This window comes from Streptomyces triticirhizae (assembly GCF_003696235.1).
Taxonomy (GTDB): Bacteria; Actinomycetota; Actinomycetes; order Streptomycetales; family Streptomycetaceae; genus Streptomyces; species Streptomyces triticirhizae.
On sequence record NZ_RFFJ01000041.1, the window covers coordinates 1 to 14,812 of the forward strand.

Here is a 14,812-nt window from a genome sequence, read left to right on the forward strand (position 1 = left end):
GGCGGGTTCGGCGCGGGCGGCGGTGGGCGGTGGCCGGCACGGCGCTGGTCGCGGTCGGCGCGGCGGGCGCCGCGCTGTGGCTCAACGGACCGGCGGACGACGTCGATCCCACCGACCGGCCGACCGTCGCCGGCGACCCGGCGCCCGGCGACGACCCGGCGCCGCCCGAGCCCACCGCGCTTGAGCCCTGGGAGGTGGACCTGAGGGACTGGGGCATCCAGGACGCGGCGACGGAGGGCTTCGGCTGCGAACCCGCGCCCGAGCGGGGCGTGTTGTGCTCGGCCGCCGGCCAGTTCGCGCTGCTGCTGAACGCGGACGGCAGCGAGCGGTGGCGGTTCAACGGGCCGCGCACCGGGATGGTCGGCCCCAACGCGACCGTGGTCGGGGAGAACGTGCTGGCCCAGTCGGACAGCGGCCTCGCCGCGCTCGACCCGGCCAGCGGCGAGGTGCGGTGGGAGATCGACGCCCCCGAGCTGGGCGAGACGCTGGTGGTCGGCGACGAGGCGCTCGCGTTCCGCAACGGCGACAGCACGGTGCGCTTCTACGCCAACGACGCGCCCGATCCGCTGGGCAGTTGGGAGGCGCCGGGGCGCTACCTCACCGACCTGCTGGGCCACGGCGACCGCTTTCTCGCCGTGAGCAGGGAGGACGACTCCGGGCATGACCCACGGATGGAGCTGCTGTCGGCGGAGGGGCGGCCGGTGTGGTCGACGCCGGCGACACCGCCGCCCGAGGTGCCGAGCCTGCTGCGCGGCGTGGGCATGGACGAGCGGGCCGCGTACTTCGAGGAGTGGGACGTCGACCTGCCGGTGGCCAACGCCGTGTGGCGGCTCGACCTGGAGACCAGGGAGTGGGCCAGGACCGAGTTCCCCGAACCGACCGAGCCCAGGACCGTGCTCGCCGGGGGCGTGCTCTACGCGTCCAGCACCGGCGGCACCCTCATCGCCATCGACCCGACGGCGGGCGAGGTGCTCTGGCACCGGGCGACCGGCGTGGAGATCGCCTCCCAGCCGGCCCTCGCCGACGGGGTGCTCCATCTCTCCGACGGCGAGGGCGTGTTGCACCGGCTGTCGGCCGAGGACGGCGAGCCCCTGAGCGCGGGCGAGCCGCACCCGGGCACCCCGGGCGCGGGCAGCGACGCCTGGCCGCCACGGCCGGCGGTCGGCGAGGGCGTGGTCTACGTGCCGACGATGGGGAACACGTTGTACGCCATGCCGCTGGGGAACACGTTGTACGCCATGCCGCTGGAGGCCGGGGCGGCGGAGTAGCGGCGCGGGGCCGGCGCGCGGCTGCGCCGGGCCGCGCGGGGCGGGCCCGGTGGGCACAATGGCGCCATGGCCACCCTGGACGAGACCGAGCTGACCGAGCGGTACGCGGCCCTCCCCGACGGCGGCGGCCGGGAGGTCGGCGCCCCGCTGCTGGCCCGCTGGCGCGAGCCGCACCGCAGGTACCACAACGAGGACCATCTGCGGTTTCTGCTGGCCAGGCTGGACGAGCTGGCGGGCTCGGCCGCCGACCCGGTGGCCGTGGAGCTGGCCGGCTGGTTCCACGACGCGGTGTACGACCCGCGCGGCGCGGACAACGAGGAGCGCAGCGCCGAGCTGGCCGAGGCCGCGCTGCCGCACTCGGCGCGACGCGCCGAGGTGGCCCGGCTGGTCCGCCTGACGGCGGGCCACCGCCCCGCCCCCGGCGACACCAACGGCGCGACCCTGTGCGACGCGGACCTGGCCGTGCTGGCCGGCTCGCCCGAGGAGTACGCGGCCTACGCGGCGGCGGTCCGCGTCGAGTACGGCCACCTGGCGGATTCCGAGTTCGCGGCGGGACGCGGCGAGGTGCTCCGCCAACTCCTCGCCAGGCCACGGCTGTTCCACACGGCCTACGGCGGCGAGCACTGGGAGCCGACGGCCCGCTTCAACCTCGCGGCGGAACTGGCGCTGCTGTCCTGACGGAACGGCGGAGGGCGACCCGGGGCCGGCTGGCGCTGGGCCGGGCGCCGGCGCGGGGTGAGGTGCCGGCGGGACGCGCGGCTCGAAGGTTCCGTCGGGGAACGGCCCCCCGACGAGAGACCGGCCGACACCGAGGGCCGCGAGGCCCGGCGCGAAGTCGGCCGGCATCGGAAGGCGAGGCCCGGGCACCAGCCAGGACCGCCGAGAGAGGCCCGACCGGGGCCCGACCGCGCCGGGCGGTGCCGGCTTCGCGCGCACCGACGCGCGCCCCCGCCGGGGCAACGCGCCCACGGCGCGAGCGCAGCCGCGCGCAGCGCGCGCACCGCGAAACCCCGCGCGGGCAGCGCGGCGCGGGCAGCGCTCAGTTCGGCGCGTGGAGGAGCGCCTCGCCCGCCGCCGTTCGCGCGTACAGGACCCGCCGGGCCACGCGGTGCGAGGTCACCAGGCCGGCCGCGCGCAGGGCGGTCAGGTGTTGGGAGACGCCACCCGCCGTCAGGCCCGTTCGTTCCGCCAGTTCACCGGTGCTGGCCGGCGTCGTCAGCTCGGCCAGCAGCAGCGCCCGCGACCTGCCGATGACCCCGGCCAGCGGGGCCGGCGGCCGGGGTCGGCCGCGTTCCCACAGGGTGGCGACGCCCCGCGCCGGATAGCGGAGCGTCGGCTGCCAGGGCGGCGTCACCTTGGAGAAGACCCGGTCGCCGCCGAACGCCGTGGGCGTCAGCAGCAGCCCACGCCCGCCCAGCCGCCGGATGCCGTCGGTGCGCGGATGGGCGACGGTCAGCCGTTCGTCGCCCCAACGCACCGTCGGATCGAGGCCGTTGAAGAGCCGCTCCATCCCGCCCTCGGCCAGCGCCCTGGCGCGGTGCCTGAGGTCGTCGTCGAGCAGCGCCCGCACGCGCGGCCAGTACGGCGCGATCGCCAGCTCCCAGTACGCCTCGATCGCGTCCGCCAGCCGCGCGAGCCCCGAGGCCGGGTCCTCGCGCAGCGCCAGCAGCCCCGGCGGCCAGGGGCGCGGAAGCGCGGCCGTGCCCCGGCGCACCAGCTCGGGCGCCAGGGCGCGCAGCGCCGCCAGTTCGATGGCGAGGTCGGGAACGGGGCTGGGGCGCGGCTCGGACAGGAACCCGGGCAGCACCACCACCGGCGTCGGCACCAGTTCGGCGAGCGGCGCCCAGGCGGCGCGGGCGGCGGCGAGCCGGGGCGCCACCTGTTCCCGCCACGGCCGGTAGAGGACGTGCGCGGCGGGCTCCTTGACCAGCCGCACGCTGATCACGGCCTCGAACAGCGGCGAGTAGGTCAGCCGGACCCGCGTCAGGTCCCGGGCCGTGAGGCGCACGGTGAGCACGGAGCCCATTGTCGGATTCAGCCCCAGCTAAATCAATGCCGCCCGGGCCGGCCGCGCCCCAGGCTCGTCGCCATGAACCCGAAGCCCTCCCCGCCCCGTTCCCCCCACCCGCACGCGTCCCCCGCCCCGTCCCCGTTCCGTTCGGCCGGCTTCCGTTTCCTCTTCGCGGCCTCGGCCGTCAGTCGCGGCGGGGTGGCCGTCGGGAACCTGGCGCTGCCGCTGGTCGCGATCGTCGCCCTGGACGCCTCGGTGGGCGAGGTCGGGCTGTTGGCGACGTTGACCACGGCCGCGTTCCTGCTGGTCGGGCCGTTCGGCGGGGTGTGGGTGGACCGGCTGCGCAAGCGGCCGGTGATGATCGCGGCCGACCTCGCGCGGGCGCTGCTGCTGGGCTGGGTGCCGCTCGCCTGGTGGGCGGGGTGGCTGACCCTCGAACAGCTCTATGGCGTGGCCCTGTTGGCCGGTGTCGGAACGGTCTTCTTCGACGTGGCCGCGCTGAGCCTGCTGCCGCTGGTCGTCGGCCGGGAACGGCTGCTGGCCGCCAACTCCGCGCTGCACGGCTTCGACGCCGGCGTCGCCGTGGCCGGCCCGGCGGCGGCCGGCGGGCTGGTCGCGCTGGTGACCGCGCCGTTCGCGGTGGCGGCCAACGCGGTGGGCTGTCTCGCGTCGGCCTGTCTGCTGGCCGGCGTCCGGGTCGAGGAGCCGGCGCCGGAACGGGCCGGGCGCGGGCGGGTGTGGGCCGAGGTGGCGGAGGGCGCGCGGTTCGTGGCGGGGCACCCGGTGCTGCGGCCGGTCCTGGTGCAGGGCGGCCTGGCCAACCTGGGGATCAGGATGGTGACGGTGGTGCTGCCGGTGGTGCTGGTCGCGGAGTTGGGGCTGTCGGCCGGGATGGTGGGGCTGTTCCTGGCGGGCGGCGGCGTCGGGGTGCTGCTGGGGGCCACGTTCGCCCGGCGGCTCGCGCAGCGGATGGGCGCCGGGCGCACGCTGTGGTTGCTCGGGCTGGCGATCGCGCCGTTCGGGCTGGTGCTGCCGCTGGTGCGGGACGGCGCGCTGCTGTGGCTGGCGGCGGGGGCGTGGGCGGTGGTGACGTTCAAGACCGGGGTGGACAACGTGCTGCTGGTCAGCTTCCGCCAACGGGTCACGCCCGACCGGCTGTTGGGCCGGATGAACGCGTCGTTCCGCACGGTCCTCACGGGCGCGCTGGCCGTCGGCTCGGCCCTGACCGGCCTGCTCGGCGAACTGGCCGGCCCCCGCGCGCCCCTCTGGGCGGGCGCCCTCGCCCTGGCCCTGGTCTGGGTCCCCATCGCCGCCTCCCCCCTGCGCCGCCTGCGCGACCTTCCCGACGCGGCGCCGCCCGACACGGAGCCGCCCAACGCGACGCCGCCCGACACGGCGTGAGGAGGCCGAGGCCCGCTGGCGGGCGACCGTTCCCTCAGCCGTGCCCCAACTCCCCACCTCCCAGCCGCGCCCGGTCCGCCGGAGCCTTCCCACCCACGGGCGGCAGGCCCCCCGGCGGCAGGCCCCCCGGCGGCAGGCCGCCCGGCGACGAGCCCTCACGCGGCAGGCCGCCGCCCGACCGGGCCGCCGGGCGGGTCGCCCGGCGGGTCCCGTTCCGGCCGGCAAGGCCATCGCGGGGCTGGAGCCACGCCCCGCCGAGCGCCGCGAGCAGCAGCAGCGCGCCGAGCCACGCGGTCCAGACATAGCCGAGGCCGGCGTCGATCACCAGGCCGCCGGCCCAGGGGCCGACGGTGTTCCCGGTGTTGAACGCGGCGGTGGTCGTCGCGCCGGCCAGCGTGGGCGCGGCGGTGGCGACGTTGAAGATGCGGGCGTTCAGCCCCGGGCCGCAGAGGAAGGCCGCCAGGCCGAGGAACCCGGCGAGGGTCACCGCGGCGACCGGCTGGTGGGCCAGCAGCGCGATCAGCGCCAGCACCACCGTGGCGGTGGCGAGGCCGACGTAGAGCGTGCCGAAGAGGTGCGCGTCGGCGAGTCGGCCACCGACCAGCGTCCCGATCAGCGCCCCGCAGCCGTAGAGCACGAGCACCACCGGCACCCAGCCCTCGCCGAGACCCGTGACGTCGGTGAGCAGCGGCGCGAGGTAGGAGAAGAAGCAGAACGTGCCGGCGGCGAAGAGCGCCGTCGTGGCGACGGCCAGCCACACCGCGCGGTCCCGGTAGATCACCAGCTCCGAGCGGAGCGGCACGCGTTCGTCGCCCCTGGGCGGCTCGACGCGGGGCACGAAGAGCAGCACGCCGACCAGGCCCAGCGCCGTCATCAGGGCCACCGCCCAGAACGCGGCGCGCCAGCCGAGGTGTTGGCCGAGCAGGGCCCCGCCGGGGACGCCGGCGATGTTGGCGATGCTCAGCCCGCCCAGCAGCACGGCCAGCGCGCGGGCCCGGGCGCCCGCCGGCACCAGCGAGACGGCGACGGCGGCGCCAACGGCCCAGAACCCGGCGCAGGCCAGCGCGCTGACCACGCGGGAGGCGAAGAGCAGGCCGTAGCCGGGCGCCAGCGCGCCCACCAGGTGGCTGGCTCCGAAGACGGCGAGCAGCACGACGAGGGTGCTGCGGCGCGGCAGGCGTTGGGTGGCGGCGGCGAGGACCGGGGCGCCGACCACCATGCCGATGGCGAAGGCGGATATCAGCAGGCCCGCCGTCGGTATGGAGACGTCGAGGTCGTCGGCGACCTCCGGCAGCAGCCCGGAGAGCATGAACTCGCTGGTGCCGAGGGCGAAGACGGCGCCGCCGATGACCAGCACGGCGGTGGGCAGGCGGAAACGGGCTTCGGACCCGGCGCTCGTTGAGGACACGCTCCCCTCCAACGCGCACCTCACGCCCGCGCATTCCTGGGGCCCCGCGCCCCCGACGACTCCTTCACCTCCGCGCCCGCCGGCCCCGCGCGGCCCCTCAGACACCCCTCACGCGCCGGCCCCGCGCGCCCTTCCGGCGGCGCAGCCCCGCCTCGTGGAGGAGGCGGACCAGGTGGCGGCTGTCGACCTCGACCGCGCCGAGGGCCACCGCCTCGGCGTACCGTTCCGCCGGCAGGTCGTAGTGGTCACGGTCGAAGGCGCGGCGCGGGCTGCCCAGCCGGGCGGCGAACGCGTGCAGTTCCGCGAAGGATTCGTCGCTGACCAGGTGCGACCACATCCGACCGTGTCCCGGCCAGTTCGGCGGGTCGATGAAGATCGTCATCGGCCGGCCCCCGCAGCGGTCACCGGCGGGCCTCGGCCAGTCGGCCGACCGGGGCCACCGCCACGCCGGTGACCGGGCAGACCCAGTGCGGGTCCTCGCCCAGCTCCGGCTCCACGTCCAACGCGTGCGGCTCGCGGTCCTCGACCCCGGCGCAGACGGGACACAGCGGCCAGCGGCCCCTGGTCTCCAACAGCGCGTCCTGGATGTCCTGGGCCAGCAGCCCGGGCACGAACACCGCGCCGGCGGGCCACTGTTCGGACCACCAACGACGGTGCGACACTGCCTGCTCCAGCAGCGAGACCTCCTCGGGGCCGGCCGCCCCGTCAGCCGTCAGGTCGGCCAACACGGCCGCGCGGCCCCGGTGGATGGCCTCTTCCGTGGCTGGCTGTTCCATGCTGACCATTGGACCAGAGATCGCCGGGTTTCCCCGAACGGTCGCCGGGTCTCCGGAACGATCGCCGGGTTCCCGAACGGGTGTCCCGGACGGTCGGGGCCCGCCGGACGCGAGGGGGGCTTGACGTCACCCTGCGTCGAAAATACGTTTCACCTGTGAGGCTAGCGATGAAGGAAAATTTCGCCCGACGGCCCGGCAGAGCCCGCGCCGTCGCCGTTGCGCCCAGACCCGCTCCTCCCGAGCCCGGCGCGCTGGCCGCGAAGGTCCGCACGATGGCGCCCTCCATGACCCGTTCCATGCAACGCGTCGCCGAGACCGTGGCCGGCGACCCCGCCGGCTGCGCCGCGCTCACCGTCACCGCGCTCGCCGAGCGCACCGGCACCAGCGAGGCCACCGTGGTGCGCACCGCCCGGCTGCTGGGCTACCCCGGCTACCGCGACCTGCGGCTCGCGCTCGCCGGGCTGGCCGCGCAGCAGGCGTCGGGCGCGGCGCCGGCCGTCACGGCCGACATATCGGTCGACGACCCGCTGAGCGACGTCGTCGCCAAGCTCACCCAGGACGAGCGGCAGACCCTCAGCGACACGGCCGGCGCGCTGGACCTGGGCCAACTGGAGGCGTCCGTCGCCGCGTTGGCCGACGCCCGGCGGATCGATGTCTACGGGATCGGCGCCTCGTCCCTGGTCGCCCAGGACCTCGCGCAGAAGCTGCTGCGGATCGGGCTGATCGCCCACGCCCACACCGACCCGCACCTGGCCGTCACCAACGCGGTCCAGCTGCGCGGCGGGGACGTGGCGGTCGCCATCACCCACTCGGGACGCACCGTGGACGTGATCGAGCCACTCCAGGCGGCGTTCGACCACGGGGCCACCACGGTGGCGATCACCGGCCGGCCGGACGGCGAGGTCACCCAGTACGCCGACCATGTGCTGACCACCTCCACCGCCAGGGAGAGCGAGCTGCGGCCGGCCGCGATGTCCAGCAGGACCAGCCAACTGCTGGTCATCGACTGCCTGTTCATCGGCGTCGCGCAGCGCACCTACGAGTCGGCCGCACCCGCCCTGCACGCCAGCTACGAGGCGCTCGCCCACCGCCACTCCCCGCGCGAACGCTGAGACCGCACGCCCCCGCGCCGGCCCACCGGCGCGCGCCCCCACGAAGCAGCCCGCACCGGAGAAACGCCCGCACGCCCCCACGCCCCCTCGCACGGAGAGCCGCCCACGCATGTCCACGGAGTTCGACACCCTCACCACCGAGGCGCACCGCCCCGAACTGGCCGAGATCGATAGGCGTTCCACGCTGGAGATCGCCCGCACCATGAACGCGGGGGACGCGCTGGTGCCCGCAGCCGTGGCCGAACAGCTGCCCGCGATCGCCGCCGCCATCGACGCGGCGGCCGACCGGATGGCGCGCGGGGGGCGGCTGATCTATCTGGGCGCCGGCACCGCCGGCCGGCTCGGCGTGCTGGACGCCAGCGAGTGCCCGCCCACCTTCAACACCGACCCCGGCGAGGTGATGGGCCTGATCGCCGGCGGGCCGACGGCGCTGGTCGAGGCGGTCGAGGGCGCCGAGGACAGCAAGGAACTGGCGGCCGAAGACCTCGCCCGGATCGGGCTGACCACCGACGACGTGGTCGTCGGCGTCTCGGCCTCCGGCCGCACGCCCTACGCGGTCGGGGCCGTCGAACACGCCGCCGAACAGGGCGCGTTGACCATCGGCCTGTCCTGCAACGCCCACTCCCCGCTCGCGGCCGCCGCCGACCACGGGATCGAGGTGGTCGTGGGCCCCGAGCTGATCGCCGGCTCCACCCGGCTGAAGGCCGGCACCGCCCAGAAGCTCGTGCTCAACATGATCTCCACCATCAGCATGATCCGACTGGGCAAGACCTACGGAAACCTGATGGTCGACGTCCGGGCCTCCAACGAGAAGCTCCGCGCCCGCTCCCGGCGCATCGTGACGCTCGCCACCGACGCTCCCGAGCACGTCGTGGAGGACGCGCTCAACGCCACCGGCGGCGAGGTCAAGCACGCCATCCTGGTCATCCTCGGCGAGGTGGACGCGCCCACCGCGGCCCGGCTGATCGAGGAGTCCCACGGCCATCTGCGGGCGGCACTCCGCCGCGCGCTGGACGCCCCCGCCGGCTGAGGCACCCCGGCGTCCCGCCGGCTGACACGCCGCGAGGGCGGCACCCCCCTCGCGGGGAGCACCGCCCTCGTGGTGACGCTTCGAGGAGTCGGCAGGACTCAGAAGTCCATGCCGCCGCCCATGCCACCGGCAGCCGCGTCGGCGCCAGCGGCGGCCTTCTCCGGCTTGTCGGCGATGACGGCCTCGGTGGTCAGGAAGAGCGCCGCGATGGAGGCGGCGTTCTGGAGCGCGGAACGGGTCACCTTGGTCGGGTCCGGGATGCCGGCCTCCAGCAGGTCCACGTACTCGCCGGTGGCGGCGTTCAGGCCCCAACCCGGGGTCAGGTTGCGGACCTTCTCCACCACGACGCCGCCCTCAAGGCCGGCGTTGACCGCGATCTGCTTGAGCGGGGCCTCCAGGGCCAGGCGGACGGCGGCGGCACCGGTCGCCTCGTCGCCCTCCAGCTCCAGCTTCTCCAGCGCCGAGGCGGCCTGGAGCAGGGCCACGCCACCACCGGCGACGATGCCCTCCTCGACGGCGGCCTTGGCGTTGCGCACCGCGTCCTCGATGCGGTGCTTGCGCTCCTTCAGCTCCACCTCGGTGGCGGCGCCGGCCTTGATGACGGCCACGCCGCCGGCCAGCTTGGCGAGGCGCTCCTGGAGCTTCTCGCGGTCGTAGTCCGAGTCGGAGTTCTCGATCTCGGCGCGGATCTGGTTGACCCGACCCTGCACCTGGTCGCTGTCGCCGGCACCGTCGACGATGGTGGTCTCGTCCTTGGTGATGACCACCTTGCGGGCGCGGCCCAGCAGGTCGAGGGTGGCGTTCTCCAGCTTGAGGCCGACCTCCTCGGAGATGACCTGGCCACCGGTGAGGATGGCGATGTCGCCGAGCATGGCCTTGCGGCGGTCACCGAAGCCGGGGGCCTTGACGGCGACCGACTTGAAGGTGCCACGGATCTTGTTGACGACCAGGGTGGACAGCGCCTCGCCCTCGACGTCCTCCGCGATGATCAGCAGCGGCTTGCCCGACTGCATGACCTTCTCCAGCAGCGGAAGGAGGTCCTTCACGTTGCTGACCTTGGAGTTGACGATCAGGATGTAGGGGTCCTCCAGCTCCGCCTCCATCCGCTCCATGTCGGTGGCGAAGTAGGCCGAGATGTAGCCCTTGTCGAAGCGCATACCCTCGGTCAGCTCAAGCTCCAGACCGAAGGTCTGGGACTCCTCGACCGTGATGACGCCTTCCTTGCCGACCTTGTCCATGGCCTCGGCGATCAGCTCGCCGATCTGGGTGTCGCCGGCGGAGATGGACGCGGTGGAGGCGATCTGCTCCTTGGTCTCGACCTCCTTGGCCTGGCTCAGCAGGGCCTCGGAGACCTTCTCGACGGCCGCCTCGATGCCGCGCTTCAGCGCCATCGGGTTGGCGCCGGCGGCCACGTTGCGCAGGCCCTCGCGGACCAGCGCCTGGGCCAGCACGGTCGCCGTGGTGGTGCCGTCACCCGCGACGTCGTCCGTCTTCTTGGCGACTTCCTTGACCAGCTCGGCGCCGATCTTCTCGTAGGAGTCCTCCAGCTCGATCTCCTTGGCGATGGAAACACCATCGTTGGTGATCGTCGGGGCGCCCCACTTCTTCTCCAGCACGACGTTGCGGCCCTTGGGGCCGAGCGTGACCTTGACGGCGTCGGCGAGCTGGTTCATCCCGCGCTCAAGGCCGCGCCGCGCCTCCTCGTCGAACGCGATGATCTTGGCCATGTGAAGGGGTCCTCCCAGAACAGGGGTGGATTGCTCCAGGACCGCGCTGGCGCCCGCGACGGACGGCCCTCCCGGCGGTGGTTCCTTGCCCCACCCACCCGAAGAACCTCACCGAACCGGTCCTTGCTGTCACTCTCACCCGTAGAGTGCTAACGCCCATGATTAGCACTCTGGAGGGGAGAGTGCAAGCGCGAGCCGCCAGGCTCGCGCTTGCACGACTGGGGGCACCTCCCGGCCGAAGGCTGGGGGAGCAAGCGGATGGCCCCCTGGGCCATCCGCCGCACGACTGGGGGCACGCGTCGGGCCCGCACCCTCGGTGGGTGCGGGCCCGGCGGTGAAGGCGGCGGTAACGGTCGGCGGTTCAGGCGGTCACCCGGACCATGTCGGCCTGGGGCCCCTTCTGTCCCTGAGAGATCTCGAACTCGACCCGCTGCCCCTCTTCCAGGGTGCGGTACCCGTCCATCTGGATCGCGCTGTAGTGGACGAACACGTCCGCACCACCGTCTACCGCGATGAAGCCGTAGCCCTTCTCCGCGTTGAACCACTTGACGGTGCCCTGAGCCATTTCCTAACTCCCCATATTGCCGGCCCTTTCGCGAGCCCACACTCCGCGGACCCGGGTCAGACCTCTCAGACTCCACCCCCGGGCGGTGTGGGGGTGTGCGCCGGAACGTTCGACCGCCGCTGAATGTATCTGGACGGACGCCCAGTGCAACAGGTCATTCGGCAGGGAATTCTCGCCACGCCAGAACGGGCAAACCCCGCGAACGCGCTGGAAGTTGAGCATTTCGCAGCGGGTTTTTCTGGCCAACCCGACAATTGGTGCAACAATTTCCGGCACATAATTTGCGCGCGGGTCCCGCATTCATATGCGACTGGCACGATTTCGGCACGGGAACGCTGCCACTCTAGCGTTCCGGCGCAGGTCATCGCCCCATGACCCCGCAGGTCATGGGGCGATCGGGGCGATGCGAGGGGAGCCGTGGAACGGCGCGGCGGAGCCGCTCAGCGGGCGCCGCCGGCGACGGCCGGGATGATCGAGACGCCGGCGCCGTCGGGGGTCGGGGTGGCCAGTCCCTCGGTGAAGCGAACGTCGTCGTCGTTCACGTAGACGTTGACGAACCGTCGCAACCTGCCGTCATCGTCCAGGACCCGGGCCGCGATGCCCTGGTGGTTGCGGTCGAGGTCGGCGAGCACCTCCTGGAGCGTCCCGCCCTCGGCGGTCACCTCGGAGCGCCCGTCGGTGTAGGTGCGAAGGATGGTGGGGATACGGACGGTGACACTCATGCCAGGCCAGCCTCTCGGAAGGAGTCGAGGTTCGGACGGATGGTCGCGGAGGGACCGGTGGTGCCGGCCACCGCGTCCAGGGTCTTGAGGCCGTCGCCGGTGTTGAGGACCACCGTGGTCGCCGAGGGGTCCAGCACGCCGGCGGCCAGCAGCTTGCGCGTGACGCCCACGGTGACCCCGCCGGCCGTCTCGGCGAAGATGCCCTCCGTCCTGGCCAGCAGCCTGATGGCGGCCACGATCTGCTCGTCGTTGACGTCCTCGACCGCGCCGCCGGTGCGGCGGGCGATGTCCAGGACGTAGGGCCCGTCGGCCGGGTTGCCGATGGCGAGGGACTTGGCGATGGTGTCCGGCTTGACCGGGCGGACCACGTCGTGGCCGTCCTTGAAGGCGCGGGAGACCGGCGAGCAGCCCTCGGCCTGGGCGCCGAAGATCCTGTACGGACGGTCCTCGACGAGGCCGAGCTGGATCAGCTCCTTCAACCCCTTGTCGATCTTGGTCAGTTGTGATCCCGAGGCGATCGGAATCACCAGCTGGTCGGGCAGTTTCCAGCCCAACTGCTCGCAGATCTCGTAGGCCAGCGTCTTGGAACCCTCGGCGTAGTAGGGCCGGAGGTTCACGTTGACAAAGCCCCAGCCCTCCCCGATCGGATCGCCGATCAGCTCGCTACAGAAGCGGTTGACGTCGTCGTAGGTGCCCTCGATGGCGACCAGGTCGCCGCCGTAGACGGCGGCCATCACCACCTTGCCCTGCTCCAGGTCGTGCGGGATGAACACGCAGGACCGCAGGCCGGCGCGGGCGGCGGCGGCGCCGACGGCGCCGGCCAGGTTGCCGGTGGACGAGCAGGAGAGGGTGGTGAACCCGAAGGCGCGCGCCGCCTCCACGGCGTTCGCGACCACCCGGTCCTTGAACGAGTGCGTCGGGTTGCCCGAGTCGTCCTTGATGTGCAGCTCGCCGGTGATGCCCAGCTCGGCCGCGAGGCGGTCGGCGCGCACCAGCGGGGTGCAGCCCGGGTTGAGGTTCGGATGCTCGGCCACGTCGGCCGGCACCGGCAGCAGCGGCGCGTAGCGCCAGATGTTGTTCGGCCCGGCGGCTATGCGCGCGCGCAGAGCCTCCGGGCCGTCGGCGGGAAAGTCGTAGGCGATCTCCAGCGGACCAAAACAGGAGGTACAGGCGAAGATCGGGCCGAGCGGGAAGCGTTCGCCACACTCGCGACAGGAGAGCGCGGTGGCGGGGCCGAGATCGACGGCCGCCGCGTTCGCCCCGTTCGCGGTCGCTCCGGGAGCGGTGTCGGGGTGGTCACCCGAGGTCAGCACAGACATGGCTACGAGGCCCTCTCCTCATCTTCCCCGGGCGACTCTCGCCACGGGACGGAATTGGCACCTGCCCCACCGGAGAGCCTCGCGTCGTCACGAGATCCGGTGGAAGGGTTGCCGGGGCTTCAACGGGCCGTTCCCTCTGCCCCTCTGGATGAGCGGTATGCGGTTGTCAACGCGGTCCCGATATGCGGAGGACACCTGCGCTGTTCGAGACTGTAACGGACAGCCCGCACAATGGCTCGGGCCGTCCGATCCGCGAGACGACCCGAGGAGGTGGCCAGAAAACCCGGCGGCAACGGGTTGGGGCACCCCAGAAAGGGGCAGACGCGGCCATACAGGTGATTACGTGGCCAAATCGAACAGGAGCGACATTCGTGCTGGAAGAGGCAGAGAAGTGGCTGAGCCGCCGGTCCTGGGCCGTCACTGACCGCTCGATGCCGCAACTGCTGAACGCCAAGCGGGCAGCGGGGGCGGCCGGCAGCATCAGCGTGGTCCTCCCCGCGCTCAACGAGGAGGCCACGGTGGGCGCCATCGTGGAAGCGCTGCGGCGCGACCTGATGGAGGACGTCCCACTGATCGACGAGCTGCTCGTGGTGGACTCCGGGTCCACCGACCGCACCTCGGAGGTGGCGGCGGCGGCAGGCGCGAAGGTCGTGCACCGGGACGAGATCCTGCCGCGCGTGCCGACGATGCCGGGCAAGGGTGAGGTGCTCTGGCGGTCGCTGCTGGCGACCACCGGCGAGATCGTCTGTTTCGTGGACGCCGACCTCCGGGAGTTCGACTCGCGCTTCGTCTCGGGCACCATCGGCCCGCTGCTCACCGAGCCCGGGGTGCAGCTGGTCAAGGCCATGTACGACCGGCCGCTCGGCGACAAGCCGTCGGGCGCGCGCCAGGGCGGACGGGTCACCGAGCTGGTCGCCCGGCCGCTGCTGAACCTGCACTGGCCGCAGCTGGCGGGCGTGGTCCAGCCGCTGGGCGGCGAGTACGCGGCCCGCAGGTCGCTGCTGGAGCGGCTGCCGTTCCCCGTCGGCTACGGCGTCGAGCTGGGCCTGCTGATCGACACGCTCAACCTGGCGGGCCTGGACGCGGTCGGCCAGGTGGACGTCGGGGAGCGCAAGCACCGCCACCAGGACGGGCAGGCGCTGGGCCGGATGTCCGCCGCGATCATGCGGACCGCGCAGTGTCGACTGCCGGGCAACGTGCTGCCGACCCGGCTGGGGCTGACCCAGTTCCAGCGGACCGAGGACGGCGGCTTCACGCCGGAGACCCACCCGATCCTGGCCGACGAGCGCCCCCCGATGTCCACGATCCCGGAGTACGCCGCCCGCCAGGCGGCGTGAGGCGGAACGCCCCGGGTGTGACGTGGCCCACGTTCCGCCGGCGGCGCGTTTTCCGCCCGGCGCGGCTGGCTAGGTTCCGGCAGACCCGAGGCGACGCCGCGCCCGCCGGGGGCCGGGGCGGCGACGGACCGTGACC

At 73.6% G+C, this 14,812-nt stretch carries 14 protein-coding genes and 1 riboswitch; of the genes, 6 read left to right on the plus strand and 8 right to left on the minus strand.

What is annotated here, in order from left to right:
- The coding region (locus tag EBN88_RS10230) for an outer membrane protein assembly factor BamB family protein (protein ID WP_233580576.1) at positions 1 to 1,268 on the plus strand (1,268 nt) is incomplete at its 5' end.
- Between the two features lie 66 nt (positions 1,269 to 1,334).
- Positions 1,335 to 1,946: an HD domain-containing protein gene (locus EBN88_RS10235; protein WP_122183502.1), complete on the plus strand. Its 612-nt coding sequence runs from the start codon at positions 1,335 to 1,337 to the stop codon at positions 1,944 to 1,946.
- Between the two features lie 361 nt (positions 1,947 to 2,307).
- Here the strand turns inward: EBN88_RS10235 and EBN88_RS10240 are convergent, their stop codons facing one another.
- The gene (locus EBN88_RS10240; protein ID WP_122183503.1) at positions 2,308 to 3,294 is read right to left on the minus strand and encodes an ArsR/SmtB family transcription factor; all 987 of its coding nucleotides are present in this window, start codon (positions 3,292 to 3,294) and stop codon (positions 2,308 to 2,310) included.
- A gap of 63 nt (positions 3,295 to 3,357) precedes the next feature.
- Between EBN88_RS10240 and EBN88_RS10245 the strand changes: the two genes are divergently transcribed.
- Positions 3,358 to 4,680: an MFS transporter gene (locus EBN88_RS10245; RefSeq protein WP_122183504.1), complete on the plus strand. Its 1,323-nt coding sequence runs from the start codon at positions 3,358 to 3,360 to the stop codon at positions 4,678 to 4,680.
- 34 nt (positions 4,681 to 4,714) lie between these two features.
- Here the strand turns inward: EBN88_RS10245 and EBN88_RS10250 are convergent, their stop codons facing one another.
- The 3 genes from EBN88_RS10250 to EBN88_RS10260 form a co-directional block, all read right to left on the minus strand.
- Complete coding sequence (locus EBN88_RS10250) at positions 4,715 to 6,049, minus strand: Cmx/CmrA family chloramphenicol efflux MFS transporter (protein WP_122183529.1); 1,335 nt, start codon at positions 6,047 to 6,049, stop codon at positions 4,715 to 4,717.
- A gap of 136 nt (positions 6,050 to 6,185) precedes the next feature.
- A complete protein-coding gene (locus EBN88_RS10255; RefSeq protein ID WP_122183505.1) occupies positions 6,186 to 6,470 on the minus strand; it encodes a DUF4031 domain-containing protein in 285 nt (94 codons plus the stop codon).
- Positions 6,471 to 6,489: 19 nt separating this feature from the next.
- A complete protein-coding gene (locus tag EBN88_RS10260) occupies positions 6,490 to 6,864 on the minus strand; it encodes a hypothetical protein (RefSeq protein ID WP_122183530.1) in 375 nt (124 codons plus the stop codon).
- Positions 6,865 to 7,031: 167 nt separating this feature from the next.
- Between EBN88_RS10260 and EBN88_RS10265 the strand changes: the two genes are divergently transcribed.
- Together EBN88_RS10265 and murQ are read left to right on the plus strand one after the other, a co-directional pair.
- Positions 7,032 to 7,976, plus strand: a complete 945-nt coding sequence (locus EBN88_RS10265) for a MurR/RpiR family transcriptional regulator (protein ID WP_233580577.1) — start codon at positions 7,032 to 7,034, stop codon at positions 7,974 to 7,976.
- Positions 7,977 to 8,085: 109 nt separating this feature from the next.
- Positions 8,086 to 9,006, plus strand: coding sequence for an N-acetylmuramic acid 6-phosphate etherase (gene murQ, locus EBN88_RS10270; protein WP_122183506.1), 921 nt, complete (start codon positions 8,086 to 8,088; stop codon positions 9,004 to 9,006).
- A 98-nt stretch (positions 9,007 to 9,104) separates the two neighbouring features.
- On the opposite strand, the gene groL is transcribed toward murQ, so the two are convergent.
- From groL to thrC, 4 genes are all read right to left on the minus strand, one after another.
- The gene (gene groL, locus EBN88_RS10275) at positions 9,105 to 10,733 is read right to left on the minus strand and encodes a chaperonin GroEL (RefSeq protein ID WP_122183507.1); all 1,629 of its coding nucleotides are present in this window, start codon (positions 10,731 to 10,733) and stop codon (positions 9,105 to 9,107) included.
- A 361-nt stretch (positions 10,734 to 11,094) separates the two neighbouring features.
- Positions 11,095 to 11,298 carry a cold-shock protein gene (locus tag EBN88_RS10280; protein WP_004986573.1) on the minus strand — a complete coding sequence of 68 codons (204 nt, stop codon included), beginning with the start codon at positions 11,296 to 11,298 and terminating at the stop codon, positions 11,095 to 11,097.
- A gap of 440 nt (positions 11,299 to 11,738) precedes the next feature.
- A complete protein-coding gene (locus tag EBN88_RS10285; RefSeq protein ID WP_122183508.1) occupies positions 11,739 to 12,020 on the minus strand; it encodes a MoaD/ThiS family protein in 282 nt (93 codons plus the stop codon).
- Entirely contained in the window at positions 12,017 to 13,339 is a 1,323-nt protein-coding gene (gene thrC, locus EBN88_RS10290) for a threonine synthase (protein ID WP_122183509.1), read from the minus strand. Before thrC ends, EBN88_RS10285 begins: the two co-directional genes overlap by 4 nt.
- A gap of 15 nt (positions 13,340 to 13,354) precedes the next feature.
- Positions 13,355 to 13,494, minus strand: a riboswitch (SAM riboswitch).
- A gap of 216 nt (positions 13,495 to 13,710) precedes the next feature.
- Here thrC and EBN88_RS10295 point away from each other — a divergent pair.
- Positions 13,711 to 14,676: a glucosyl-3-phosphoglycerate synthase gene (locus EBN88_RS10295; protein ID WP_122183510.1), complete on the plus strand. Its 966-nt coding sequence runs from the start codon at positions 13,711 to 13,713 to the stop codon at positions 14,674 to 14,676.
- Positions 14,677 to 14,812 lie beyond the last annotated feature (136 nt).